Raw genomic sequence first — 26,175 nt, 5'->3', positions numbered from 1 at the left:
CCAGCCCGACAGGACATTCCATGATGGATACCCGTGATTGCGCGTGCGGGCAAACAACGGTGCGCGATGAGGCGGCACGCTGGTTTGTGCGTTTGCAGGAACCGCTGATCAGTGCCGACGAACAGCAGCGCTTCGACGCCTGGCTGAACCAGCATCCGCAGCACCGTGATGAATTCCAGTTGCTGCAAGGTCTGTGGACCGCCGCCGATCTGTTACCGGCGCCACGCCTCAAAGCGCTTATTGAAACACCGTCAACCCGCCGCGAGCGACGTCCTTTACTGCGTTATGCCGTGGCCGCCAGCGTGTTGGCGGTGGCGCTCGGGCTCGGTCTGTTCAGTGGTTTGAATCATCCGGGCGGCTATCACGCCGAGTTCGCCACGGCGCTGGGCGAACGCAAGCACGTGGCGTTGCCGGACGGTTCAGTGATTGATCTGAACAGCCGCAGCCGTCTGCAGGTGCGTTTTGAGCAGGATCGACGACTGATCGAATTGAGTGAAGGCGAAGCGATGTTCAGCGTTCAGCACGACACCTCGCGCCCGTTCGTGGTTGAGGCTGGCAGCGGCAAGGTCACGGTCACCGGCACGCGTTTCGATGTGCGCCGCGATGCCACGCAAACCCGGGTTGCGGTGGAGCAGGGCACGGTCAAGGTGCAGGGGCGCAATGCACCGGACAATGCTTTCATCAACCTCACCGCAGGCCTCGGCACCCATGTCGACGCCGAGGGCAAAGTCGCTGCGGCCTATGCGGTCAACCCCGTCGAACTGACGGCCTGGCGCAGCGGCAAACTGGTGTTCAACAACGCCAGCCTCAGCGAAGTGGTGGCGGAGGTTTCGCGCTATCGCGACAAACCGCTGAAGGTCGCCAACGCGACGGTGGCCAACCTGCGCTTGACCAGTGTGTTCAAATCCGACAACACCGACGCCTTGCTCAAGGCCCTGCCAAACATCCTGCCGGTGGCCGTGCGCACCTTGGCCGACGGCAGTCAGGAAATAATTTCAAAATAGCATTCAGGTTTTTTTCGAGTTCATCGTCTTCCTGTTCAACTGCAACTGGTTTGCATTAACAGACGCACACTCTTGCGATCCACAGGACTACGTTCGACGTGAAAAACACCTCAGCCCACAACAAAAAATCCCCTTGGCTGCCGCTGGCTCTCGCGCTGGCGGTCAATGCCGCCGTGCCGCTGGCCTTCGCCGCTGAAGCCGTTCACATCCGCGCCCAGCCGCTGGGCCAGGCCCTGAGCGAACTCGGCCAGCAAACTTCGCTGCAGGTTTTCTTCAGCCCGGATCTGGTTGCTGGCAAACAGGCACCGGCGGTCGACGGCAACCTTTCCCCCGAGCAGGCGCTGCGTCAGTTGTTGCAGGGCAGCGGCCTGGAGTATCAGATCAACGAAGGCTCGGTGACCCTCGCACCGGCCGCGACCGCTGCCAACAATGGCCCGCTGGAACTGGGCGTGACCGACATCAAAGTGGTCGGCGACTGGCTCGGTGACGCTGATGCCGCGGTGGTGCAGAACCACCCGGGTGCGCGTACGGTTATCCGCCGCGAAGCCATGGTCGAGCAGGGCGCGATGAACGTCAGTGATGTGCTAAAGCGCGTGCCCGGCGTGCAGGTGCAGGACTCCAACGGCACCGGCGGCAGCGACATCGCGCTGAACGTTGGCGTGCGTGGCCTGACTTCACGACTGTCGCCACGCTCCACGGTGTTGATCGACGGCGTGCCGGCCGCGTTCGCACCGTACGGCCAGCCGCAACTGTCGATGGCGCCGATCTCTTCCGGCAACCTCGACAGCATCGATGTGGTGCGTGGCGCCGGTTCCGTGCGTTATGGGCCGCAGAACGTCGGCGGCGTGATCAACTTCGTCACCCGCGCCATCCCGGAAAAAGCCACCGGGGAAATCGGCACTACCCTGGAAACCTCCCGTTACGGCGGCTGGAAACACATCGACACGGCATTCCTCGGCGGCACCGCCGACAACGGCATGGGCGTGGCGTTGTTGTATTCCGGGGTCAACGGCAACGGTTACCGCGAGCGCAACAACGGTAACGACATCGACGATGTGCTGCTCAAGACGCACTGGGCGCCGACCGATCAGGACGATTTCAGCCTCAACTTCCATTACTACGACGCCAGCGCCGACATGCCGGGCGGTCTGACGCAGAAGCAGTACGACGACAAGCCGTACGACTCGGTGCGCGACTACGACAACTTCAGCGGTCGGCGCAAAGACGTGTCGTTCAAGTGGATTCGCCAGATCGACGAGCGCACTCAGGCAGAAATCCTCACCTACTACACCGACAGTTTTCGCGGCAGCACCATCGCCGCCCGCGACCAGAGAAGCCTCAGCTCGTACCCGCGTTCCTACTACACCCTCGGTGTCGAACCGCGGGTGTCGCGGGTGTTTGACGTCGGCCCGACCACGCAGGAAGTCAGCGTCGGTTATCGCTACCTGAAAGAGGCGATGCACGAACAGTCGAGCCGTCTGGCGCTGGTCAATAATCAGCCGGTGGTCACGCCGACGTCCGACGGCCATGTGTTCCAGGACCGCACCGGCGGCACCGAGGCTAACTCGGTGTATGTCGACAACAAGATCGACGTCGGCAACTGGACCATCACCCCGGGCATTCGCTTCGAACACATCAGCACCGACTGGCATGACCGCGCCGTGCTCGATACTTCGGGCAAACGCGTGCCGGAGAAAAACCGCAGCATCGAGAGCAATGAACCGCTGCCGGCGCTGAGCGTGATGTATCACCTGTCGGATGCATGGAAACTGTTCGCCAACTACGAAACCTCGTTCGGCAGCCTGCAGTATTTCCAGCTCGGCCAGGGCGGCTCGGGTGACCAGACCGCCAACGGCCTGGAGCCGGAAAAAGCCAAGACTTACGAGATCGGCACACGCTACAACGATGATGTGTGGGGCGGGGAAGTGACGCTGTTCTACATCGACTTCGATGACGAGCTGCAATACATCAGCAACGATGTCGGCTGGACCAACCTCGGCGCGACCAAGCATCAGGGCATCGAAGCGTCGGTGCATTACGACATGGCCGCGCTCGATCCACGCCTTGACGGGCTGACCGCCAACGCCGGTTTCACTTACACCCGCGCCACCTACGAAGGCGAAATCCCGGGCTTCAAGGGCCGTGATCTACCGTTCTATTCGCGGCAGGTGGCGACCGTAGGCTTGCGTTACGACGTCAATCGCTGGACCTACAACATCGATGGTTTCGCCCAATCGAAACAACGCTCGCCGGGCACCGGGGTCAACGCCGATGGCAGCTTCAACGGCAATTACATCACCGAAGGCACGGCCGATGGGCAGTACGGTGACATCCCGGGTTACGTGACCTGGAACGTACGCGGCGGGTATGACTTCGGGCCGCAGGTGTCGAACCTGAAGCTCGGCGCCGGGGTGAAAAACGTCTTCGACAAGCAGTACTTCACCCGCTCCAGCGACAACAATTCGGGGATGTATGTCGGCGCGCCGCGTACGTTCTTTGTGCAGGCCAGTGTAGGTTTCTAAGGCGCTATTGTGGCTGAACCGGTTTCACACGGTTCAGCCACAAAAAGCCTGGAGCTATTGAGGGATCAGAAACTCGATGGTCGGTCCGGGATTCCCGGCCAGGTCTGCGCCTTTGAGGCAGACGTTCTGTCGGCCATTGGCAATGGAAACATGGAACACGCCTGTGGAGGGTGATACGCGTTGAAATCCCTGCCCGTCATTGCAATTGATGCTTCCGGGCTGGCCGTACTTGTATTGAAATCGGGCGGGATCCAGATCCGGTGAAACCGGAAATACTCTGATGTCATATTCGTCGCCACCTACCCCTTCGATCTTATAGGCAGGCTTCAGCGGTGCGGGCGCTTCCATCAACCAGCGCCAGTAGACGCTGGGTGTCCTTCCGGCCCATTGCTTGGGCACGTCCGTAGGCCGCTGTTGGCCAATCAGGCAGAGAAAGTACAAGCCTGAGCCGTCTTTAAGTTCATGACTCAATTGATTATTGGCGTCCGGTGCAGCCGTTCGCACTTGGCTATAGCCATCAAGGTTCTGACATTCGTCCAGAGTGCGCGTAAAGCGATAGCGGTAGTAAGGCGCGGTTGTGGTGAACGTTTGCAGCCATCGCCAAGGCACGACTTGTCCATGTTCGTCGCGCTCGAGCTTGATGTAATCGCTGTTTTGCGACGAACCAGGAAACGACCAGTTCTCGCCCAGCGAACAACCGCCCAGACGTGGATTGAAATGTCCCTTGGCGAAACAGGCGTCCAGCCCATCGGTTGTGGAGGCGTAATTGGTATTGCTGCGTTTGTTGACCTGTCCCGCCACGACTTCGCAGGGCGCGCCCTTGTCGCAGCGATTGCGGTCACTCCCGCGAGTGGTGGTGCCGAGCACACCCACAATTTCATTGGTGTAACGCGCAAGCAGTGGCGAGCCTGACAGCCCGCTGACAACATCGAGACAACGGTTGCTCAGTTGTCCGACCCAACGCCATGGGCCTTCAATAATCGCCGCCGAGTGTTCTTGTTTGCAGGCCATGCGCTGAATGAAACCGTTCATGGGCGCGCCGGTGATCAGAATGTCGTCTTCGCTGTCCAACGGGGCCCGCGCCAGTTTCAACGGCTGGATACCGTCTCTGATCAACTGTTCCAGAGGCTGTTCAAGCTCAATGATAGAGAGGTCTTGACCGCGTAGCGTGCTCCAGCCGACGCGACTGACCGCGTAGGAACGGCTTTGCGGTTGTGTGTCGAAAAAATAATTGAACGTCACCCGACCCTTTGCAGGTTGATTGACGATGATCTCGTTATTGCCTATCTCCGGATGTGTGCAGTGTCCGGAGGTCAGCACATAGGCGGGTTGCGATACTGCTCCGGGTTCTCGAGTGTCAATCAGCGTGCCGGAGCAGGTCATGCCGCTTTCAACTTCAACACGGCCAATGGCTTGCCAATGCGCATAGTTTCCGCCGGCATTGGCCAGGCGCTCAGCGGGCGCAAAATTGGCAGTGCCTTCACCCCAGTCGTATCGATTGACGGAGGCACATCCCTGGAGAAGCGTGATTAGCGCGATAACCGATCCGGTTCCAATGTTCATGACAGATTTCCATTTCCGCTGAGCTGGAAATCAACATGATGCCTGGGGGCAATTCTTGTCTACTGTCAAAGCTGACAGGTATCGCACCCGTGTTCAGACTTTCAAGGTCTTGCCGCCGATAGCCACCGCCACCAGTAACACCGCCATCAAGCCAAAGGCAAAACTCAAACTGCTGGCATGTGCCACAAAGCCAATCACCGCCGGACCGGCCAGAATCCCTGCGTAACCGAGCGTGGTGATTGCCGGTACCGCGATGCTCTCCGGCATCACCGTCTGCTTGCCCACCGCCGTGTACAGCACAGGCACGATGTTCGAACAACCCGCACCCACCAGTGCGTAACCGACCAATGCCGCTTCCCAGCTCGGCGCGAATGTCGCCAGAAACAGACCAGCAGCTGCCAACAGACCACCAAACAGAATGATCCGCGTTGCACCGACAATCCGCACGATCCGGTCACCCATCAAACGTCCGGCCGTCATGGTCAATGCAAACGCCGCATAACCCAATCCCGCGTACGCCGTGTCGATCCCGCGCTCCTGCGCAAGAAACACCGCACTCCAGTCCAGCGCCGCGCCTTCGGTGAGGAACACGATGAAGCACATGCCGCCGATGAACAGCACAATGCCGTGGGGAATGGCGAAGGCGGGTCCCGAGCTTTCACTGCCGTACGGCAACATGTGCGGTACACACTTGAACAGCGCGCCGGCCAACACCGCCACCACTACCAGCATCGCTGCCAGCGGCGTCAGGCCGAGGCCGAGCAGGGCACTGACCCCCGCTGCACCGACAATCCCGCCTAGGCTGAACAGGCCATGAAAGCCCGACATCATGTGCTTGCCGCTGGCCCGTTCGACGATCACCGCTTGCAGGTTGACGGTCGAATCCACCGTGCCCAGACCGGCACCGAACATGAACAGCGTGGCGATCAGCGCCGGAATCGACGATACCGTCGCCAGCAACGGCAGCGCCGCGCAGATCAGCAGGGTGCCGCCGGTGGCGACTTTGCGGCAGCCGAATCGCGTGGCGAGAATCCCCGCCAGCGGCATTGCGAGAATCGAGCCGACGCCGAGGCACAACAGCAGGAGGCCCAACGTGCCTTCGTCGAGCCCGGCGCGAGCCTTGGCGTATGGCACCAATGGCGCCCACGCGGCAATGCCCAGGCCGGCGATGAAGAAAGCGATGCGCGTCGACATCTGCTGCAGGCGTCCGGGGACGAAGGTGTCTTGGGGGTTGAGGCTGGTCATATCGATCCTTGGCAAAAAACGTCGCGTCCCCCGAATGACAGTCATCGCGCGGCGAGGTTCGATCGCAGGTCTCGGGGCGGGGCAGCCGACATCCTAACCTGTGGGAGCGAGCTTGCTCGCGAATGCGGTATATCAGCCAATGAATATGGCGACTGATACGCAGCCTTCGCGAGCAAGCTCGCTCCCACATTGGATGACCGGTGTTCACAATTGCCCGTTCTGTGCAGAACCCTGTGGGAGCGGGCTTGCCCGCGATTGCGGTGGTTCAGGCAATGAATATGGCCGCTGACAAACCGCTTTCGCGAGCAGGCTCACTCCTACAAGGGATCGCGGTTTACAGTGATGGCTTCGACAAGGTGAGAGAGATCGGTGATGACGCAGTTCTACGATGCGCGAGGCAATATTTACGGGGTGATTTCGCCGCAGGCACTTCGTGAGGCGGGGATCGATTTGCCGATCGGTGCCGCGCAGTGTGCGGTGTCGAGACCGTCCTGGAGTCAGGCGGCCATTGCCCTGTGCTGCGACTGGCCCGAGGGCCAGCGTCCGGCGGGGAGCAAGGCGCATCGCAGTGACGGGCTGCTGATCGGTCCGTTCCAGTCAGCGCCGCCGTTCGACGTGCTGATCGTCAACACCGACGGCACCTTGGCCGAGCGCAGTGGCAATGGCTTGACGATTTTTTCCCAGTCGTTGCTGGAGCAAGGGCTGATGCCGGCGCAAGGGGCGTCGCTGCGAGTGCATCACGACAAGGGTGATGCCGTGGAAACCTCGGTGAAACCGGCCGTAGTCGAAGGCGTGAACGGTTTCTGGCTGGACCTTGGTCAACCGGGCTTCGGGCCTTCAGCGGTGGGTGCGCAGCAGGTTGAACAGCGCGGGTTCAATGGTCATGAGGTGAGCCACGTAGCGCCGTTGGCACAACTCGATTCCGCGTGGCAGCACAGTCAATTCGTGCGTATCGGCAATCCGCATTGCGTAACGTTGTTGACCGACATCGCCGAGTTGCCGAGCAACTCACAAATGCGCCAGTCGCCATGGGCCGAAGGCCTGACCCGAATCGCCTACGCGATGCCGACGGGCGCCGGCCAGCCATGCCCGGCGGGCGTCAATCTGCAATGGGCCGCGCTTGAGTCAGCGCAGCGCATCGTCGCTCGAGTGTTCGAGCGTGGTGAAGGACCGACGGCGTCTTCCGGTACCAGCGCCAGTGCAGTGGCCTGTGCCGCATGGGCGGTGGGTTGGGTGGCGAGTGGGGAGGTTCACGTCGTCATGCCGGGCGGGACGGCGCCGGTGTTGCTTGAAGAAGAGCGGGGCGAATTGATGCGGGTCAGGTTGTTTGGTACGGCTCGCTTGATCGGTTGAAGTGGTGATTGCCTTCGCTGGCAAGCCAGCTCCCACAGGGAAATGCATACCCATGCAGGATCGCGAGCATTCTGTAGGAGCTGCCGCAGGCTGCGATCTTTTGATCTTGTTTTTAGAATCAAAAACAAAGATCGCAGCCTGCGGCAGCTCCTACAGGAAATGGCGGTCAGTTAAGAGGGCTGCTGAACTCCACCACCGGCATCTGCCGCTTCATCAGCACCTTGCCGCCGCGAATCGAATACAGCGGCAGACCCTGGCTGCGGATCACTTCGTAATCGCTGTCCGCCGACAGAATCAGCAGGTTGGCCGGACGCCCCTGTTCCAGGCCGTAACGCTCGCCCAGGTGCATGGCCTTGGCGCTGTTGTCGGTGACCAGATCCAGCGCGTTCTGCAGGTTGCGATAGCCGAGCATATGGCAAATGTGCAACCCGGCCTCAAGCACGCGCAGGATGTTGCCGTTGCCCAGCGGGTACCACGGATCAACGATTGAATCCTGGCCAAAACACACGTTCATCCCGGCCTCCAGCAGCTCGTTGACCCGGGTCACGCCCCGACGTTTCGGGAAGTTATCGAAACGTCCCTGCAAGTGAATGCTTTCGGTCGGGCACGAGACGAAACTGATCCCGGAATGACCGAGCAAACGGAACAATTTCGCGCAGTAAGCGTTGTCGTAAGAGCCCATCGCCGTGGTGTGGCTGGCCGTGACCCGCGCGCCCATGTCGCGGCTGCGTGCCTCTTCGGCGAGTACCTCAAGAAAGCGCGAATGGGGGTCATCGGTTTCGTCGCAATGCACATCGACCAGGCAACCGGTGCGTTCGGCCAGGTCCATCAGAAACTTCACCGAACTGACGCCCTGATCGCGGGTGTATTCGAAATGCGGAATGCCGCCCACCACATCGGCGCCCATGCGAATCGCTTCTTCCATCAGCTCGCGACCGTTGCGGAACGACTCGATGCCTTCCTGTGGGAACGCGACGATTTGCAGGTCGATCAGATGGCGGGTTTCTTCGCGGACTTCGAGCATCGCCTTCAGCGCGGTGAGCTGCGGGTCGGTGACGTCGACGTGGGTGCGCACGTGCTGAATGCCGTGAGCGGCCAAGGCTTGAATGGTCTTCCTGGCGCGGGTTTTGGTGTCTTCTTCGGTGATGGTGACCTTGCGTTCGCCCCAGCACTCGATGCCCTCGAACAGCGTGCCGCTCATGTTCCAGCGCGGTTCGCCAGCAGTCAGCGTGGCGTCGAGGTGGATGTGCGGCTCGACGAAGGGCGGCACCACCAGATTGCCGCCGGCGTCGAGGTCGCCGGGGTTGAGGGTCGGGGCTTCGGTCTGGCGGCCGATGCTGCGGATCAGGCCGTCTTCCAGGTGCAATTCGTGCAAACCTTCCTGGTTGCGCAGTCGGGCGTTGATGATGTGCATCAGGCGAATCCTTCTTATAGGTCTGGTAGTGGCGCACTGGCGCGACGGGCGCCGAGCAGGCCGGTAACGATGACATACGTTAGCGCGGCGGCGGCAATCCCTACCAGCGGTGCGACCCACGGCGAGTGGAACGCGGCGAGCGTACCGACCGCGTAAGCCCCCAGCCCCGGCCAGTTGAACGCCGGCAGCCGTGTGTCGGCCAGACGCGGATAGCGCCCGCGCCAACGGAAGAAAAAGTCGGCCATGATCACCCCGCCAATCGGCGGAATCACCGTGCCCAGCAGAATCAGGTACGGCACCAGCATGTCGTACATGCCCAGCAGCGCGAGCAGGGTGCCGATTACCGCGCCGGCCAGGGTCACGGTTTTGCGTCGGCCGGTGCGCAGCAGGTTGCAGCCGGCGACGGCGAAGTTGTAGATGGTGTTGTCCTGGGTGCTCCAGATATTCAGCAACAGCATGGCCATCGCGGCCATGGCGAAGCCTTGCAGCAACAACACTTCAACCACGTCGGGCTGCTGATAAACGATTGCGCCGTAGGCACCGATCAGCACCATCAGGCCATTGCCGATGAAAAAACCGATCAGGCTCGCCAGCACGGCAACCCTTGCCGAGCGCGAGAAACGTGTCCAGTTGGTGGCCTGCGTCGCGCCGCTGACGAAGGTGCCGAACACCAGCGTGATCGCGGTCGACCAGTCCAGCGAACCGCTCGGCACCACCGCCAGCAAACCATCGAGGCCACCGACTTTTACGGTCGCAACCCACATCGACAGCATCAGCAGCAGCATCATCGCTGGCACCGCGATGTACGAGAGGATCTCCAGGCCGCGATAACCGACATACGCCGTGGCGCAGAACACCAGGCCGAACAGCACCATCAGGCCCAGCACCGTGCCTTGCTCCAGCGCGAAGTATTTGCCAATCACCACCGCGGCGGTTGCAGTGCCCCAGGCGTACCAGCCGATCTGGGTAAATCCCAGGATCAGGTCACTGAGTTTGCTGCCAACCTCACCAAAACAGAAACGCCCCATCAGCACCGAATTAAGCCCGCTCTTGAAGGCGATATAACCCAGCCCCGCCGCATACAGCCCGAGCAGCAGGTTACCGACGACGATCACCGCCATCATCTCGCCAAAACTGAAGGCCACGCCGAGCTTGCCGCCGGCAAACATGGTTGCGGTGAAAAATGTGAATCCCAGTAACACCATGGCGGTCGAGGCCAGGCCTTTTCGCGCATGCATCGGGACTTCGCTGAGGGGGTAGTCGTTGCCGGGATCGTTCTGCGTCATGGGGCGTTCCTTGCTGAAGAGGGGGGACGCGAAGCAGGTTGCAGTGGTCGTGCCAAATCCGGTTGGCGCGGGTTATGTATAGACGAGACACATGGATTGGCGCGAAAGCGGTGCAACCGAATGCACCCGAGCCCAAAGTGGGAGCGAGCCTGCTCGCGAAGGCGGCGAGTCAGGCGACATCTGCAATGGCTGATATTCCGCTTTCGCGAGCAGGCTCGCTCCCACCAGGAATGGGTGTTGGGTCAGAGGAATCTGAGCAGGGCGGCGACGATCGCTTCCGGGGCGTCCTCTTGGACGAGGTGTCCTCTTGGCGGGTTTGAGCCAAAAAGCATAGGCATAAAAAAACAGCCGTGAAGGCTGTTCTCTATTTCCCTGACAACACACCCTTCCCTGTAGGAGCTGCCGCAGGCTGCGATCTTTTGATCTTGTTTTTAAAGATCAAGGTCAAAAGATTGCAGCCTGCGGCAGCTCCTACAGGGGGATTGGTGTTCAATCACTCACCGCGATAAATGCAACCGCTGGTGCAGGTCTCGTGAATGCGGATCGCGCTGAGTTCCGGCAGCAGTGGCTTCATTTCATTCCAGATGAATTTGGCCAGCACTTCGCTGGTCGGGTTTTCCAGGCCGGGAATGTCGTTCAGGTAGTTGTGGTCCAGACGCTCGTACAACGGCTTGAAAATCGCCTTGATCTCGGAGAAATCACGGATCCAGCCGGTGTGCGGATCGAGGTCGCCGCTCAGGTGCAGCGCCACCTTGAACGAGTGACCGTGCAGGCGTCCGCACTTGTGGCCGTCCGGTACGTGCGGCAGGCGGTGGGCGGATTCGAAAGTAAATTCCTTGAAGATTTCCACAGTATTTTCGGCTCTGTTCAGGTGGCGTTCGCCGCAGCGATTCGGGCAGGCGGCGAGTTTACCAGCTTGTGTTTGGCGATGCGGGAAAACACTGACTAAAGGGTCAGCAAGCGCTCGGCGAGGCGACCGTTGGCGGTCAGTTCGAGAAACTCGTCGCCGAGACGGCGGCTTTCGTCCATCGCCGCGTGCCAGTATTTCTGCCGACTCGGCGCATCGCCCATGAAGCGCTTGAAGTCGTTACGGTCGGGCAGTTTGCCGTAGGGCAGGCGCGCCAGATATTCCTTCGATGGTGCGAGCAACAGCACGTCCTGCAAGCGCTCGACCGAGGCGCGGCGCCACGGCAGGGTCTTGTCGAACCAGCCGGGGATCACCCGATCGGTGAAGTGCGGATAGAGCACGATGCCGTCGCCGCTGTAGGGCAGGTCGAGGTGATAGTCGAGCAGGCCGCCGTCGCGGAACGTGCCGGCACCGGCGCCCGGCAGGTCGCGCACGCCTTCCATGACCATCGGGATCGAACCGGAGGCCAACAAAGCCTGGCGCAGGTTTCCCGCATTGAGGGCGACGAAGCGCGACGGGAAGTCATTCAGCGCATTCACCGGCGGGGCGAGGCGCGGGTCGTGAATGATCAGCCGTTCGAAGTGCCGCGACAGGCGCGCGCGACCGCGCAGGTTATCGGCGATTACCGAACCCAGCGCCAGACCGAGGCGGCCGCGATGGTCCTCGGCCAGGCGTCCGTGGCTTTTCACCACCATGATGTTCAGGCGGTAGTCGGCGTTGTTGAGGATGCTGGCGTCGCGGCCGTCGAGCAGGTCATTGAGCATGCGCTGCGAGCTCGCGCTGATCTCGGCCATGGTCACGCCTTTGTTGAAATTCTGCTCGGCGTACAACTGGCCGAGGCGGCGAATGCCTTCGGCAGCGTCCGGCAGGCAAGCGCTGGCGAAGCGCCAGGAACCGACCGAGGCACCGATCAGCGAGCGCTCACGCGGCGCGCTCGGCAGCCATTCGCCAAACAACGCCAGGTCCAGCCCCTGAATCCCCAACGCCTTCGGCCCTCCGGCCGCACCGGGCAGGGTGCCGACGTCGGCGGCGTTCAGGCCTTCGGCACGAATGCGCGCCATGGCCCGAGGGCCGGCCTTGAGGGTGAGGGCGGTAAACTTGATGTGGATGGCAGTCATACCGGTCTCGATCGTTAGCAAGCGAACAATTATAAGCACATGTTGCAAAACACTGTAGGAGCTGCCGCAGGCTGCGATCTTTTGATTTTTAAAGGCAAGATCAAAAGATCGCAGCCTGCGGCAGCTCCTACAGGGGCAATGATGGCAATTCAGTTTCAGTTAAGTTGATCCCGCTAAGGTGCCCACCGTAGCTGCACATAAAAATACGGAGACATCCATGAAAACCCTGACTGCCCTGTCCATTGCCGCGATCATCGGCCTGACCGCCAGCCTCGCCCATGCCCGCGATCTTGGCCCCGACGAAGCCCTGCGCCTGCGCGACGCTGGTACTATCGTCTCCTTCGAGAAGCTCAACGCCACGGCGCTGACCAGACATCCGGGGTCGACCATCACCGATACCGAGCTGGAAGAGCAGTACGGCAAGTACGTCTACCAGGTCGAAATGCGTGATCCGCAAGGGCTGGAGTGGGATCTGGAATTAGACGCGGTGACTGGGCAGGTTCTCAAGGATCATCAGGATACGTAATGAAGGTTAATGTTCGCGCCACCAGCCGCACGGCGTTGGCGCTTGTGATTGTTTGCTCGGCGGCGATGGCTCGCGATCTCGATCAGGACGAGGCGCTGCGGCTGCGGCAGCAGGGGGTGATCCTGCCGCTGGAGCAAGTGCTGCAACAGGCGCTGGATCGCTACCCCGGCGCGAAACTGCTGGAAGTCGAGCTGGAGGAAAAGCACGACGTCTACGTGTATGAAGTCGAGCTGCTGACCGTCGAAGGTGTCGCCCGGGAGCTGCACCTGAAGGCCGATACTGGCGAATTAGTTAAAGACAAGGAAGATTGACCGATGCGTTTGCTTCTGGTGGAAGACCACGTGCCGCTGGCTGACGAATTGATCGCCGGCCTGCAGCGCCAAGGCTACGCGGTGGACTGGCTGGCGGACGGACGCGATGCGGTGTATCAGGGCAGCAGCGAGCCGTATGACCTGATCATTCTCGACCTTGGTCTGCCTGGCGTTCCCGGGCTGGAGGTGCTGGCGCAATGGCGCGCCGGTGGCCTGTCGACGCCGGTGTTGATCCTTACCGCCCGCGATTCCTGGGCCGAGCGCATCGAAGGCCTGAAGGCCGGCGCCGACGATTACCTGACCAAACCGTTCCATCCTGAAGAGCTGCACCTGCGGGTGCAGTCGTTGCTGCGCCGCTCCAAGGGCCAGGCCAACCAGCCGACGCTCAAGGCCGCCGGCCTGCATCTGGACGAAGGTCGCCAGTGCGTGATTCGTGACGGCAGCGAGATTCAGCTGACCGCCGCCGAATTCCGCTTGCTGCGTTATTTCATGCTGCACCCGGAACAGATCCTGTCGAAAACCCACCTCGCCGAGCACCTCTATGACGGCGAGACCGAGCGTGACTCCAACGTCCTCGAAGTTCACGTCAACCACCTGCGGCGCAAGCTGGGTAAAGCGGTGATCGAAACCCGTCGCGGCCAGGGTTACCTGTTCGGCGGGCAAGCTTCGTGAGGTCGATCCAGCGCCGCTTGAGCCTGGGGTTGATCAGCGTGATGGTGATCGTCGGCCTGGTGTTGGCGCAAACCAGCCTGTGGTTGTTCGAAGTCGGGTTGCAGCGTTATCTCGAGGCCGGTCTGCGCAACGACAGCGAAAGTCTGCTGGTCGCGCTGGTGCGTGGCCCGCAAGGTTTGCAACTGGATGAGCGGCACCTGTCGCCGGCCTATCAGCGACCGTTTTCCGGGCATTACTTTCGCATCGATTTTGCCGACAGCCACTGGCGCTCGCGTTCGCTGTGGGATCAGGACTTGCCGCTGCTTGACCATCCTGGCCTGCACAGCAACCTGCAACTGGGCCCGGACGGTCAGCAGTTGCTGGTGTTGCGTTCGGATTATCGGCGTTTGGGGCAGTCAATCTCCATCAGCGTCGCCCAGGATTACACCCCGGTGCGCGAGAGTTTCCAGCGCATGCGCCAGATCGGCCTCGGTCTGGGCCTTGCCGGCTTGCTGCTGATTCTGCTGCTGCAACGGTTGACGGTACGTCGCGCGTTGAAGCCGCTGGAACGGGCGCGCGAGCAGATCGCCCAGTTGCAGCAGGGCCAGCGCTCGCAACTGGACGATCAGGTGCCGGTCGAGCTCGAGCCGCTGGTGGCGCAGATCAACCATCTGCTGGCGCACACCGAAGACAGCCTCAAGCGCTCGCGCAATGCGCTGGGCAATCTGGGACATGCGCTGAAGACGCCGTTGGCGGTGCTTTTGAGTCTTGCGTCGAGCGAAAAACTCGATGCCCATCCGGAGCTGCGCAAGATCCTCAAGGAGCAACTGGAGCAAGTGCAGCAGCGGCTCAATCGTGAACTCAATCGCGCGCGTTTATCCGGTGATGCACTGCCCGGCGCACTGTTTGATTGTGATGCGGAACTGCCGGGGCTGCTGGCGACGCTGAACATGATCCACGGCGAGCATCTGGCGTTGAGCTACATCGCGCCGCCGGGGCTGCAATTGCCGTGGGATCGCGAGGACTTGCTGGAGCTGCTCGGCAACCTGTTGGACAACGCCTGCAAATGGGCGGATGCCGAGGTGCGGCTGAGCGTGATCGAACGAACGGACGGCTTCGCCCTGAGCGTTGAAGATGACGGGCCGGGGATTCCCGAAGAGCAGCGCAGTCAGGTGTTCAGTCGCGGCGCGCGGCTGGATGAGCAGACCCACGGGCATGGCCTGGGGCTGGGGATTGTGCGCGATATCGTCGAGACGTGGGGCGGAGTGCTGGTGCTGGGCGAGAGTGAGTGGGGCGGGCTGAAGGTGGTGATCGAGTTGCCTAAACGCTGATCTCCCAAACACCACCAATCCCGTGTAGGAGCTGCCGCAGGCTGCGATCTTTTGATCTTGTTTTTAAAGATCAAGGTCAAAAGATCGCAGCCTGCGGCAGCTCCTACAGGCGAGGGTGATACAGTCAGACCCGGAACTGATCCATCAGGCTCTGCTGTTGATTCGCCAGGCTGTTCAGCGACTGGCTCACCCGCGCCGACTCATTGGCTTGTCCGGACAGCGATTCGGTGACGTCGCGAATGGTCGCCACGTTGTTGTTGATCTCCTCGGCCACCGCGCTCTGTTCTTCCGCCGCGCTGGCGATCTGCAGGTTCATGTCGCTGATCACTGTCACCGCATCGCCGATCTGGCGCAGTGCGGTCACCGCTTGCCCGACCTGTTCGACACTGCCCTGAGCCTGGCGATGGCTGTTGCCCATCGAACCGACCACGTCCTGGGTACCGGTCTGCAATTGCTCGATGACCTGACGGGTTTCTTCCACCGACTCTTGCGTGCGGCGGGCGAGGTTGCGCACTTCGTCGGCGACCACGGCGAAGCCGCGCCCGGCTTCGCCGGCACGCGCCGCTTCGATTGCCGCGTTGAGCGCCAGCAGGTTGGTCTGTTCGGCGATGGCGCGGATGGTTTCCAGCACCGTGCCGATCTTCTCGCTGTTGGCCGCCAGCCCTTCGACCTGAACCATCGCCGCGCTCATGTCGGCGGCCAGGGTGTCGATGCTCGCGGTGGTGCGGTCGATCACAGTCAGGCCCTGACGGGTGGCGCGGTCGGCGTCTTTGGCCGCTTCGGCGGCTTGCGCAGCACTGCGCGCAACATCCTGCGCGGTGGCGCTCATTTCGTGGGACGCGGTGGCGACCTGATCGACCTGGCGGTATTGCTGCTCCATGCCGGCGCTGGTCTGAGTCGCGATGGCCGAGGACTGGTCGGCGGTGTTGCGCGCGTCCTGCACCGAGCGTTTCACTTCGGCGATGATCGGTTGCAACTTGTCGAGGAACTTGTTGAACCAGCCGGCCAATTGGCCGAGTTCATCTTTCTTGTCGTAGGCCAGACGGCGGGTCAGATCGCCTTCGCCACTGGCGATGTCCTCGAGCATATTGGCCACGCCGAGGATCGGTTTGGTCACGCTGCGCGCCATCAGCCACACCAACAGCAGGCCGATCAGTGCCGCCAGCACGCCAAGGCTCAGTTCGATCAGGGTGCCGGATTGGTTGCTCGCATCCAGTTGCTGCTTGAGTGCTTCGGCGCGGCTGACCAGCACCTTTTCCGGCACATCGAGCAACACGCCCCACGCCGGGCCGCCGGGGATCGGCTGGAACGGCGACAGCACTTTCAACTGGCCGTTGCTGTGCAGGCTGCTGACGCTGCTGCTGGCGCCGAGTTGACGCAGCAGTTCGGCGCCGCTGACGGTGTCCACGGCATCCAGACGTTTGCTCAGCTTGCTGGCGTCCGGGCTGTAACCGGCGAGCAGGCCGGTGGGGCTGATGATGCTCACGGCGGTCTGGCCGTCGTAGAGTTTTTTGCTCGCGGCCTGGCTGATCGCCTGCAGGCTGTTGAGATTGATGTCCACCGACAGCGAGGCGATGACTTTGCCGTTGACCATCAGCGGAAAGACGATGCTGGTCATCAGCACGTTCTGGCCGTCGATCACATAAAAGTACGGTTCGATCACGCAGGGTTTGAGCGTGGTGCGCGGGCAGGTGAACCAGGCATTGGCCGCCTGACCGCTGGGGCCTGTGCTGGTGTCGGTCATGTCGCTTTCCGGCAGGGCCATCGAGGTGACTTTGCCCGGCGTCGGCTGCGACCAGTACAGGGCGAAGCGGCCCTTGTCATTGCTGCCCAGCTCGGCCTGACCGGCGAACAGTTCATCCTTGCCATCCAAGGCGTTGGCTTCGAACACCAGCGACAGACCGAGCAGCTCCGGGTTGGCCTGCAGCGCGGACTTGACCTGACGGGTCATGTCTTCGCGCAGGTCAAAAGCATCGAGGAAGCGCTTCTCGGCCTGCTCGCGCAGGAACAGCACCTGCCGCGAAAAACCGTGGCCGTATTGATAGGCGTCCATGAACTGCTGGCGAATCCCGGCAGCCTGCACTTCGCCTTGCGATTCAATGCGCGCCTGGGCCGACTCGGTCAGCATCTCCATGCTCGAAGCCTTCACCAGCTCGGAGCTGTGCTCCATGCGGTACAGCGAAAGACCCACCAGCAGGGTCACGATGCCCGCCAGGCACAGGCCGGCGAGCAGGGTGATTTTCCATTGAATGGAAAGTTGTCTGAGCGACATGGAGACGTCCTTATTCGATAAATATCTGAGACTTTGCACTGTAACGGCCGCGTTTCGGCTTTCTTTATTGTTCAAGCGCAATATGACCGATTGCCGCATGCAACCAATCCCCTGTAGGAGCTGCCGAAGGCTGCGATCTTTTGATTTTGATTTTTTAAAAACAAGATCAAAAGATCGCAGCCTTCGGCAGCTCCTACAGGGTGGTTCATCGGTTGTTACATTCGGTTGCTTTGACACCATCGCCACTCTGCGGCACAGTGCGCGCCCTTCTAATAAGACCCTCTTTGCCAATCCGCCGGTTAACCGTTGGCGGACTCATCCTGTCTGGCGGTGATATTTCATCGCAGTGTTTTTGAGGTAGTGAAATGAATGCAGTGATTGCTGCGGTCGGCATCATGCTGATCCTCAGCCTGTCCCGTGTGCACGTGGTGATCGCCCTGATCGTCGGTGCGCTGGTCGGTGGCCTGACCGGTGGTTTGGGCATCGACGCCACGCTCAAGGCGTTCAACAGCGGTCTGGGCGGCGGCGCAACCGTGGCCTTGTCCTACGCATTGCTGGGCGCGTTCGCCGTGGCGATTGCCAAGTCCGGCCTGGCCCATGCGCTGGCCGACAAGGCGCTGGCGATGGTCGATCGGCAGCACGCGACCGGGGGCGGCAGCGTCAAATGGCTGCTGATCGGCCTGCTCTGGGTGGTGGCGATTGCCTCGCAGAACATTCTGCCGATCCACATTGCGTTCATTCCGCTGCTGGTGCCGCCACTGTTATATGTGTTGACCAAGCTGCAACTCGATCGCCGGTTGATCGCCTGCGTCATGACGTTTGGCCTGATCACTCCGTACATGTTCCTGCCGGTGGGCTTCGGCAACATCTTCCTCAATGAAATCCTGCTGGCCAACGTCGCGCGCAGCGGCGTCGACATCAGTGGCATCAACGTCACCCACGCCATGGGCATTCCGGCGCTGGGCATGCTGTTCGGCCTGGCCATGGCGTTCATCAGCTACCGCAAGAAGCGCGTCTATGATCTGCAGAAAATCGAACAGGTCGAGCAAGTGGCCGTGCAGTACAACCCGCTGAGCCTGATGATCGCCGGTGTGGCGATTGCGGCGGCGTTCATTGTGCAACTGCTGTTGGACTCGATGATTATCGGGGCGCTGGTCGGTTTCCTGATCTTCTCGGTGTCCGGCATCGTCAAGTGGCGTGAGACCGATGACCTGTTCACCGAAGGCATGAAGATGATGGCGATGATCGGTTTCATCATGATTGCCGCGTCCGGATTCGCCGAAGTGATGAAGGCCACCGGGCAGGTGCAGACCCTGGTCGAATCGTCGGCCTCGTGGATCAATCACAGCAAGGGCATCGGCGCGCTGTTGATGTTGCTGGTGGGGCTGCTGGTGACCATGGGCATCGGTTCGTCGTTCTCCACCGTGCCGATTCTGGCGGCGATTTTCGTGCCGCTGTGCGTGCAACTGGGTTTCAGTCCGCTGGCGATCGTCTGCATCGTTGGCACTGCCGGAGCCCTGGGGGACGCCGGTTCGCCCGCTTCGGACTCGACGCTGGGCCCGACTTCCGGCCTGAACATCGACGGCCAGCATCACCACATCTGGGACACCGTGGTCCCGACCTTCCTGCACTACAACCTGCCGCTGCTGGCGTTTGGCTGGGTGGCGGCGATGGTCCTCTGATTAAAAGCTGAAGATCAAAAGATCGCAGCCTTCGGCAGCTCCTACAGAGATGGGTGTAGGAGCTGCCGAAGGCTGCGATCTTTTTTTGGGTTCAACTTTTGCTCGCGCGTGCCGTTAACGCCTTTAACCACGCCAATAAAACCAAAAGAGTGAGCCCCCCAATGCGCTTGAGTCTCAAGGCCAAAGTCCTGTCCCTTGCCGTCCTGCCGGTGCTGCTCTTTGCGCTGGTCATCAGCCTGACCACGCTGTTCATCCTCCAGCAGCAGGCGCACACCGAGGTCGAGCAGACCCGCGAACGCCTGCTCGCCGACGCCAAGGCCACGCTGCAAAGTTACGTCGCCGTGGCGATGACCACGATCAAACCGCTGTACGACGCGGCCGCCCCCGGTGATAACGCGGCGCGGGCGCAGGCGATCAAGCTGTTGTCGGGCATCCGCTACGGCAAGGACGGCTACTTCTTCGGCTACGACTCCGAGACCGTGCGCCTGTTCAAGGCCAACGACCCCGAAGGCGTGGGCAAAAGCTTCAAGGACAACCGCGATCCGAATGGCGTCTACGTCAACCTCGGCCTGGTGAAAGTAGCGAAGGACGGCACTCACTATCTGCAATACAGCTCGCCACTGCCGGGCAATGCCAACGTGCTGGTGCCGAAACTCGGCTACACCGAATACCTGGCGAAGTGGGACATGGCGGTGGGCACGTCGGTCAACCTCGACGGCATCGAGGCGCAAGTGGCGGTGGTCGAGGCGCAAGTGCAGGAGCGTATGCAAGGCGTGATCCTCAGCATCGTCGGCGTGGCCGTGCTGGTGCTGCTGGTGATCGCCGCAGCGGGCATGCTGTTGGCCAACACCATTTTGCGGCCGCTGAACCTGATGAAAGCCAACCTCGACGACATCGCCGCAGGCGAGGGCGATCTGACCCGCCGGCTGAACATCAGCAGCCAGGATGAGCTCGGCGAACTGGCCGGCTCGTTCAACCGCTTCGTCGACAAGATCCACGGCCTGGTGCGACAGATCACCGAGATGACCACGCAACTGACCGGCCTGGTGACCCAAGTGTCGGATCAGGCCCAGCGTTCCGATCAGGCGATGGAGCGTCAGCGCCATGAGACCGATCAGGTCGCCACGGCGATCAACGAAATGTCCGCCGCCGCCCAGGAAGTCGCCAAAAGCGCGCAGAACGCCGCGGTGGCCGCGCAGCAGACCGACGAGGAAGGCCAGAGCGCCAAGCGCGTGGTGGCCGGCAGCATCAAACAGATTCATGCGCTGGTGGATGACATTCGCAGCAGCGGCGTATCGCTCGACAGCCTGCAGCAGGACGTGTCGTCGATTGTCGGCGTGCTCGGAGTGATCCGCTCGATTGCCGAACAGACCAACCTGCTGGCGCTGAACGCGGCGATTGAAGCGGCGCGGGCCGGGGAGGCGGGGCGTGGCTTTGCGGTGGTGGCGGACGAAGTACGGGCGCTGGCCAGCCGCACGCAGATCAGCACCCAGGAAATTCAGGGCATGATCGATCGTTTGCAGGCGGGCACGCAGTCGGCGGTCGAGGCGATGCGCCGCTCCAGCGAGGCGGGCGATGGCACTTCGGCGCAGGCCAATCAGGCTGGCGCGTCGCTGGATGCGATGGCCGAGCTGATTGCGACCATCAATTCGATGAACGCGCAGATCGCCAGTGCGGCGGAAGAGCAGACGGCGGTGGCCGAAGAGATCAACCGCAGCGTGCATCAGATCGCCGTGGCGGTGGACAGCGTGGCGGATGAGACCCAATTGGGCGCGCAGACTTCGCGCAGTCTGGCGGAGCTGGGGCAGCGGTTGGGCAAGCTGGTGGGCCAGTTCCGAATTTAACGTTTACACAAACCTATGTAGGAGCTGCCGAAGGCTGCGATCTTTTGATCTTGCTTTAAAAGATCAAAGTCAAAAGATCGCAGCCTTCGGCAGCTCCTACACGGGGGGCGGTGTAAGGCTCAGGGTCTGTCCCAGTAGGGGACTTCGCCGAAACATTCGATGAAGAAGTCGATCACCGTACGCACCTTCACCGACAGTCGCCGGCTACCCGGCCACAGCACCGCAATCTGCTGCGGCTCCAGACTGTTGGACACCTGATACTCGCGCAACACCGGCACCAGCGTGCCTTCACGCACCGCTTCACCAATCAGCCACGACGGAAACATCACCAGCCCCAGGCCTTGTTCGGCGGCCTGGGTGAGGGTGTCGGCGTGGTTGCCAGTGATCGGGCCTTTGACCGAGTAAGGCGTCCAGTCGCCCTGACCTTGACGAAAGAACCAGCGCTGCTGACCGGTTGCGCCTTTGTAGGCCAGGCACTGGTGCTGCGCGAGATCTTCGGGGTGTTGCGGGATGCCGTGGCGCTGCAGATAGGTCGGGCTGGCGGCGACCTGAAAACTGTGCGGTGCCAGAATCCGCGCCTGCATGCTTGAATCGTGCAGCGGGCCGATGCGAAACAGCAGGTCGGCACCTTCCTGCAGCGGGTCGACGTAATGGTCGGTCTGCTGGATGTCGAGTTGCAGCTTCGGATAGCGCGCGCACAATTTTCCCAGCCACGGCGTCAGGTGACGCTGGCCGAACACCACCGGCGCATTGATGCGCACCAGCCCGGTGGGTTCGCTTTGCTGCTCCTGCAGCGCCTGTTCGGCTTCTTCCAGTTGCACCAGCACCAGCCGCGCATGGTGGCCGAGCATGCGCCCGGCCTCGGTCGGCGTCACGGCACGGGTGTGGCGGTAGAGCAATTGCTGGTTCAGCGCCTGCTCCATCAACTGGATCTGCCGCGAGATTGAAGAGGGCGCCACGCCCTCGCGACGGGCGACTTCAGAGAAACTGCCGTGGTCGAGTACCGCCACAAACAGCCTCAACGTCTTGAACCCCAGTTCGTTTAGCCCGTGCATGAATCTATCCTGTTGTGCGAGTTGCGCAAAAGTGTTGTCTGGATGCTCCCATTTATCGCACAGCGGCGCCAGCCGATAATCCGCACCATCGTTTACTTGCATGGGAATTTGAATATGCAAACGCTGGATGAAGTAAGTGGGGCGGCACCGGCTACCCGGTCGGGGCTGCGCTTGTTGTTATTGCCGTTGGTCATTCTGGCCGGCATGGGCCTGTCGGTGGAGGCCGGATTGCTTGGGCCATTGGGTGAGCAAGTCGGGCATCTGTGGGCGACCTTGAGCATCTTCGGCGTGGGTTCGGCGATTCTGTTTTTGCTGCTGTTGTTCGCCGGCCCCCAGAAAGGCCCAGCGCTGACCGAGCTGCCGCGCTGGCAGTTGATCGGAGGATTTCTGGGGCCGATGTACGTGGTGGTGTTGACCCTGGCGACGCCGCATATCGGGATTGCGATGACGATGATCGCGATTCTCTCGGGGCAGGTCGGCAAGAGTGTACTGATCGACCATTTCGGCTGGTTCGGCGCGACGCGCAAGAAGGTCAATGCCGAGCGCTGGCTGGCGTTGGTGTTGATTGTGGTGGCATTGATTCTGATTGCGCGAGGTTGAAGAGATGAGTCTGGTTATTTTGTTGGCAGTGGTGGTGTTGGCTGGCGCGGTGTTGAGTGTGCAGGCGGCGATCAATGGACGCCTGGGTGAAACGGTCGGGGTGTTGCGCAGTAGTCTGCTGACGTTTGTCGTGGGGGCTGTGACCACCGGATTGTTGATTCTGTTCTTTGAGCCGGCGCAGGCGGTCAGCCTCTTGGACGTGCCGAAGTGGCAGCTCACCGGGGCGCTGTTTGGTGTGGTTTACATGATGGTCATGGTCGGTGCTGTGCCTGTCGTGGGTACGGCGGTGGCGACTGTGGCGGTGATCGTCGGGCAACTGGGGATGGGGATGTTGATCGATAATTTTGGCTGGCTGGGGAATCCGGCGATCGAGCTTTCGTCTTCTCGGGTGTTGGCGATGGTTTGTCTGGGGTTGGCTTTGGTCTTTATGTATCGCAGCAGTGTTCGTCGTTCTGGTTGAGATTTGGGTGAATATCCGTTGGTGCGGTAACGGCCACCTAGGGTTCCGCCCTGACGGCGGGTCACTTTGGCAAACGCCCCAAAGTAACCAAAGGGCTTTACCCTGACGTTCGGCCCTCGCTTGGGCTCGGGTTCCTTCGCTACGGGATTCATCCGGGGGCAGCGCCTACGGTTTGCTTCGCTGCACCTCCTCTCGCTGTGTTTGGCTGCACCAAACGGTCGCTGCGCTCCCACCCCCGGATAAACCCCTCCACTCAGCCTGCCGACGGGCCCTCAGATCAAAAGCGGTACTCGAGCTAACGCTCATCGTGTTGAGTGGGGCGGCTTCGCCGCATGGGGTGTGCACGAATAAAATTGTGGGAGCTGGCTTGCCAGCGATGGCGGCCTGACAGCCGACCAATCTCTGACTGAAAACACCCAATCCCACTGTGGGAGCTGGCTTGCCAGTGATGGCGGCCTGACAGCCGACCAATCTCTAACTGATGACACCCGATCCCAGTGTGGGAGCTGGCTTGCCAGCGATGGCGGCCTGACAGCCGACCAATCTCTGACTGAAAACACCCAATCCCACTGTGGGAGCTGGCTTGCCAGTGATGGCGGCCTGACAGCCGACCAATCTCTAACTGAAAACACCCGATCCCACTGTGGGAGCTGGCTTGCCAGCGAAGGCGGCCTGACAGCCGACCAATTTCTAACTGAAAACACTCAATCCCATGTAGGAACTGCCGAAGGCTGTGATCGTTTGATCTGGCTTTGGCTTTGGCTTTGGCTCTTGATCTGGCTTTTGATCTTCAGCCCCTTCGGCAGGCCGAGCGGAGGTGTCCATCCGGGGGTAGGCGCGCAGCGCCATGCGGCGAAGCCGCATACATCGAGAGGAGGTGCAGCGAAGCAAACCGTAGGCGATGCCCCCGGATGGGCACCGTAGCGAGGGAACACTGAGCCTAAGCGAAGTGCCGTACGCAGGGGCAAAGCCTTTTGGGTTACCTTTTCGGCGTTTGGAAAAGGTGACTCGCTGTAAGAGCGAAACCGCCAGCGGCAGCACCCGAAGAAACGGATATTCACCCAATATCGCCAGCACGAACAGATATACACCCAATATCGCCAGCACGAACAGATATACACCCAATCCCGCAAAAAACACCAGATCAAAAGATCGCAGCCTTCGGCAGCTCCTACACTGCTATTTACGGCTTATCCCACAAGCCCAGACAACCACCCAAAAAGGAGTCTGCCCCCATGCCCGATAGAAAATGCGACTGCCCCAACTGCAAATGCACCATCAAGGAAGGCGAACACGCCTACGCCGTGCACGGCAAACACTATTGCTGCGAGGCTTGCGCGCACCACCACAAGGGCGGTGAAGAGTGTTCAAGCAAAGGCTGCCATTGCGCCCACCCCAAATAACCGCGCGCAAAAAAAGTGGAGCCTAATCAGGCTCCACTTGCAGTTTCAGGCTTTCATCATCCAGCCGTTCGGTATGGCGGACCGTGCCTTGCAGACGCCGACCGTCGACCCTGACCACCACGGTTTTCGCCTGGTCGAGGTCCTCCGGTAACGGCGCCGGTACGCGCAGGGCGAAACGATAGGGGTCGTCTTCGACAGCCTCAAGACCCACCTGACAGTCCACACTTCTGGTGATACGTCCGAAAAGGGTGTCCAGGCCATAATCCAGATGCGCCGGGCTGAAGATGCTGGTCATTGTGTACGCCCCCAAAGAGTCCCCATTGCTTGGCGAGAGTCTAGCTCGCCGGTCGCCATGTGACGTTTTCCACGCCGAATTTCTCCGCCATCGGTTTGCTGGTCTTTTGCACTTTTTCCCGGCCGAAACGCGGGATGCGACCCACGCCGGCATCACAGCTTGCCCAGTGCCACGCCTCGGCGTTGTCCATTTTGTCCGAGCGGATAATGAACGACTTGGGCGTGCCGTGAAGGGTGTAATCGATGACAAACAGTTTTGCGTTGTTCATAAAGCCCGTAATCCTCCCTGTGGTATTAGAAGGATCGCGGCGCGTCGCGAAAATTCATTCGGATTGTCCGACGGTATCTATCGTTGGCGGCGCTGTGACCGACTGGTTACCATGCGCCTTCCGCCAACCCCAATGAATACTCGCCATGGCCCTCGCCGCCCCCCCCGATCTCACGGATACCGATGTGCCGGTGCAACCGCTGGCGCGCACTTATCCGCGCGGGTTGTTCATCGAGCCGCACGAGCATGTCTGGGGGCAGTTGCTGTATGCGATGAGCGGGGTGATGTGGGTCGAGACCCCGCATGAGGCGCTGGTGGTGCCGCCGCAGCGGGCGGTGTGGTTGCCGCCTGGAGTGCCCCACGGGATTCGCGTGATGTCGGACTTGCAGATGCGCAATATCTACCTGCGCCCGGTGCTGGCGGCAACGCTGGATGCGACGGTACAGGTGATTGAGGTCGGTGGGCTGCTGCGTGAGTTGATCGTCGGTTTGGTGGAGCAGGGTCACAGCGGCGAGCCGGCTTATTACGACGCCTTGGTCGGGCTGGCGTTGCTGGAACTCAAGCGTGCCCGGCGTTCGCCATTGAAGATCCCGCTGCCAGACGATTCCGACCGGCGCCTGATGAATTTGTGCCAGGCGGTGATGGCGGCGCCGTCGCTGGACATTCCATTCGAGCAGCACGCGGAAAACGCCGGAGCCAGCGTGCGCACGCTGGCGCGGCTGTTCAAGGACAGCCTCGGCATGGGCTTCGCCGAATGGCGGCGGCAGGTGCAACTGGCGACGGCGGTGGCCGAATTGATTCAGGGCGTGCCGGTGAATGCGATCGCTCGGGAGTTGGGGTATTCACCGAGCAGTTTCAGTGACATGTTCCGGCGTGAACTGGGGGTGGCGCCTTCGCAATTCTCCACGGCCTGAACGCGACCCTGTAGGAGCTGCCGCAGGCTGCGATCTTTTGATCTTGTTTTCAAAATCAAAGTCAAAAGATCGCAGCCTGCGGTAGCTCCTACAGGGGGATGTCGGTCTTTTGGCCGAAATTCAGAAGTCCTTGGCCGACACCTCTGCCGATC

Annotated in this window: 22 protein-coding genes and 3 pseudogenes; 14 read left to right on the top strand and 11 right to left on the bottom strand. The window is 61.1% G+C overall.

Annotation, left to right across the window (positions count from 1 at the left end):
* Positions 1–20 precede the first annotated feature (20 nt).
* Positions 21–1,004: a FecR family protein gene (locus AB1J88_RS10990; RefSeq protein ID WP_430291054.1), complete on the top strand. Its 984-nt coding sequence runs from the start codon at positions 21–23 to the stop codon at positions 1,002–1,004.
* A gap of 98 nt (positions 1,005–1,102) precedes the next feature.
* Positions 1,103–3,526 (top strand): TonB-dependent siderophore receptor, encoded by a 2,424-nt coding sequence (locus tag AB1J88_RS10985; protein ID WP_430291053.1) that lies wholly within the window; start codon positions 1,103–1,105, stop codon positions 3,524–3,526.
* 54 nt (positions 3,527–3,580) lie between these two features.
* Here AB1J88_RS10985 and AB1J88_RS10980 read toward each other — a convergent pair whose 3' ends face one another.
* Positions 3,581–5,089 carry a trypsin-like serine peptidase gene (locus tag AB1J88_RS10980; protein ID WP_430291052.1) on the bottom strand — a complete coding sequence of 503 codons (1,509 nt, stop codon included), beginning with the start codon at positions 5,087–5,089 and terminating at the stop codon, positions 3,581–3,583.
* A gap of 93 nt (positions 5,090–5,182) precedes the next feature.
* Positions 5,183–6,334, bottom strand: a complete 1,152-nt coding sequence (locus tag AB1J88_RS10975; protein ID WP_198760031.1) for an MFS transporter — start codon at positions 6,332–6,334, stop codon at positions 5,183–5,185.
* A gap of 372 nt (positions 6,335–6,706) precedes the next feature.
* Between AB1J88_RS10975 and AB1J88_RS10970 the strand changes: the two genes are divergently transcribed.
* A complete protein-coding gene (locus AB1J88_RS10970) occupies positions 6,707–7,687 on the top strand; it encodes a diaminopimelate epimerase (RefSeq protein WP_430291051.1) in 981 nt (326 codons plus the stop codon).
* Between the two features lie 166 nt (positions 7,688–7,853).
* On the opposite strand, the gene codA is transcribed toward AB1J88_RS10970, so the two are convergent.
* The 4 genes from codA to AB1J88_RS10950 form a co-directional block, all read right to left on the bottom strand.
* Positions 7,854–9,101, bottom strand: a complete 1,248-nt coding sequence (gene codA / locus AB1J88_RS10965; RefSeq protein WP_222015332.1) for a cytosine deaminase — start codon at positions 9,099–9,101, stop codon at positions 7,854–7,856.
* Positions 9,102–9,115: 14 nt separating this feature from the next.
* Positions 9,116–10,387 (bottom strand): cytosine permease, encoded by a 1,272-nt coding sequence (gene codB, locus AB1J88_RS10960; RefSeq protein ID WP_430291050.1) that lies wholly within the window; start codon positions 10,385–10,387, stop codon positions 9,116–9,118.
* A gap of 493 nt (positions 10,388–10,880) precedes the next feature.
* Positions 10,881–11,237, bottom strand: a complete 357-nt coding sequence (queD, locus tag AB1J88_RS10955) for a 6-carboxytetrahydropterin synthase QueD (RefSeq protein WP_007915588.1) — start codon at positions 11,235–11,237, stop codon at positions 10,881–10,883.
* Positions 11,238–11,332: 95 nt separating this feature from the next.
* Positions 11,333–12,412, bottom strand: a complete 1,080-nt coding sequence (locus AB1J88_RS10950) for a patatin-like phospholipase family protein (RefSeq protein WP_430291049.1) — start codon at positions 12,410–12,412, stop codon at positions 11,333–11,335.
* Positions 12,413–12,629: 217 nt separating this feature from the next.
* Here AB1J88_RS10950 and AB1J88_RS10945 point away from each other — a divergent pair, with 217 nt between their 5' ends.
* The 4 genes from AB1J88_RS10945 to AB1J88_RS10930 are packed head-to-tail and all read left to right on the top strand — an operon-like array spanning position 12,630 to position 15,231.
* Complete coding sequence (locus tag AB1J88_RS10945; protein ID WP_041070839.1) at positions 12,630–12,938, top strand: PepSY domain-containing protein; 309 nt, start codon at positions 12,630–12,632, stop codon at positions 12,936–12,938.
* A complete protein-coding gene (locus AB1J88_RS10940; protein ID WP_041070842.1) occupies positions 12,938–13,249 on the top strand; it encodes a PepSY domain-containing protein in 312 nt (103 codons plus the stop codon). The genes AB1J88_RS10945 and AB1J88_RS10940 overlap by 1 nt, the downstream gene beginning before the upstream one ends.
* Positions 13,250–13,252: 3 nt before the next feature.
* Positions 13,253–13,921: a response regulator transcription factor gene (locus tag AB1J88_RS10935; RefSeq protein ID WP_003223514.1), complete on the top strand. Its 669-nt coding sequence runs from the start codon at positions 13,253–13,255 to the stop codon at positions 13,919–13,921.
* On the top strand, positions 13,918–15,231 hold the full coding sequence (locus tag AB1J88_RS10930; RefSeq protein ID WP_430291048.1) for a sensor histidine kinase: 1,314 nt from the start codon (positions 13,918–13,920) through the stop codon (positions 15,229–15,231). Before AB1J88_RS10935 ends, AB1J88_RS10930 begins: the two co-directional genes overlap by 4 nt.
* A 124-nt stretch (positions 15,232–15,355) precedes the next feature.
* On the opposite strand, the pseudogene AB1J88_RS10925 reads toward AB1J88_RS10930, so the two are convergent.
* Positions 15,356–15,949: pseudogene (locus AB1J88_RS10925) on the bottom strand (methyl-accepting chemotaxis protein); the annotation flags it as partial.
* A 264-nt stretch (positions 15,950–16,213) separates the two neighbouring features.
* Positions 16,214–17,182 (bottom strand): annotated as a pseudogene (locus AB1J88_RS10920) (PDC sensor domain-containing protein); the annotation flags it as partial.
* Positions 17,183–17,868: 686 nt separating this feature from the next.
* Between AB1J88_RS10920 and AB1J88_RS10915 the strand changes: the two are divergent.
* From AB1J88_RS10915 to AB1J88_RS10905, 3 genes and pseudogenes are all read left to right on the top strand, one after another.
* Positions 17,869–19,185 carry a Na+/H+ antiporter family protein gene (locus AB1J88_RS10915; RefSeq protein WP_041070854.1) on the top strand — a complete coding sequence of 439 codons (1,317 nt, stop codon included), beginning with the start codon at positions 17,869–17,871 and terminating at the stop codon, positions 19,183–19,185.
* Between the two features lie 161 nt (positions 19,186–19,346).
* Positions 19,347–20,171: pseudogene (locus AB1J88_RS10910) on the top strand (cache domain-containing protein); the annotation flags it as partial.
* Between the two features lie 36 nt (positions 20,172–20,207).
* Entirely contained in the window at positions 20,208–21,029 is an 822-nt protein-coding gene (locus AB1J88_RS10905; protein WP_373292980.1) for a methyl-accepting chemotaxis protein, read from the top strand.
* A gap of 119 nt (positions 21,030–21,148) precedes the next feature.
* On the opposite strand, the gene AB1J88_RS10900 is transcribed toward AB1J88_RS10905, so the two are convergent.
* Positions 21,149–22,084, bottom strand: coding sequence for a LysR family transcriptional regulator (locus AB1J88_RS10900; protein WP_086794868.1), 936 nt, complete (start codon positions 22,082–22,084; stop codon positions 21,149–21,151).
* Positions 22,085–22,198: 114 nt separating this feature from the next.
* Between AB1J88_RS10900 and AB1J88_RS10895 the strand changes: the two genes are divergently transcribed.
* From AB1J88_RS10895 to AB1J88_RS10885, 3 genes are all read left to right on the top strand, one after another.
* Positions 22,199–22,684 (top strand): DMT family transporter, encoded by a 486-nt coding sequence (locus AB1J88_RS10895; protein WP_108182234.1) that lies wholly within the window; start codon positions 22,199–22,201, stop codon positions 22,682–22,684.
* Positions 22,685–22,688: 4 nt separating this feature from the next.
* Positions 22,689–23,144: a DMT family transporter gene (locus AB1J88_RS10890; RefSeq protein ID WP_222015322.1), complete on the top strand. Its 456-nt coding sequence runs from the start codon at positions 22,689–22,691 to the stop codon at positions 23,142–23,144.
* A 1,235-nt stretch (positions 23,145–24,379) separates the two neighbouring features.
* Positions 24,380–24,547, top strand: a complete 168-nt coding sequence (locus AB1J88_RS10885) for a metallothionein (RefSeq protein WP_080963240.1) — start codon at positions 24,380–24,382, stop codon at positions 24,545–24,547.
* Between the two features lie 22 nt (positions 24,548–24,569).
* Here the strand turns inward: AB1J88_RS10885 and AB1J88_RS10880 are convergent, their stop codons facing one another.
* Both AB1J88_RS10880 and AB1J88_RS10875 read right to left on the bottom strand, forming a co-directional pair.
* Positions 24,570–24,842, bottom strand: coding sequence for a hypothetical protein (locus AB1J88_RS10880; RefSeq protein ID WP_131670089.1), 273 nt, complete (start codon positions 24,840–24,842; stop codon positions 24,570–24,572).
* Positions 24,843–24,882: 40 nt separating this feature from the next.
* Positions 24,883–25,110, bottom strand: a complete 228-nt coding sequence (locus tag AB1J88_RS10875) for a DUF6555 family protein (RefSeq protein WP_003223528.1) — start codon at positions 25,108–25,110, stop codon at positions 24,883–24,885.
* A gap of 145 nt (positions 25,111–25,255) precedes the next feature.
* Between AB1J88_RS10875 and AB1J88_RS10870 the strand changes: the two genes are divergently transcribed.
* Positions 25,256–26,023, top strand: coding sequence for an AraC family transcriptional regulator (locus tag AB1J88_RS10870; protein WP_430291047.1), 768 nt, complete (start codon positions 25,256–25,258; stop codon positions 26,021–26,023).
* Positions 26,024–26,175: the final 152 nt, after the last annotated feature.

This window comes from Pseudomonas sp. S8, from assembly GCF_050473925.1.
Lineage (GTDB): Bacteria > Pseudomonadota > Gammaproteobacteria > Pseudomonadales > Pseudomonadaceae > Aquipseudomonas > Aquipseudomonas parakoreensis.
This window is presented reverse-complemented; position numbering and strand designations above follow the sequence as displayed.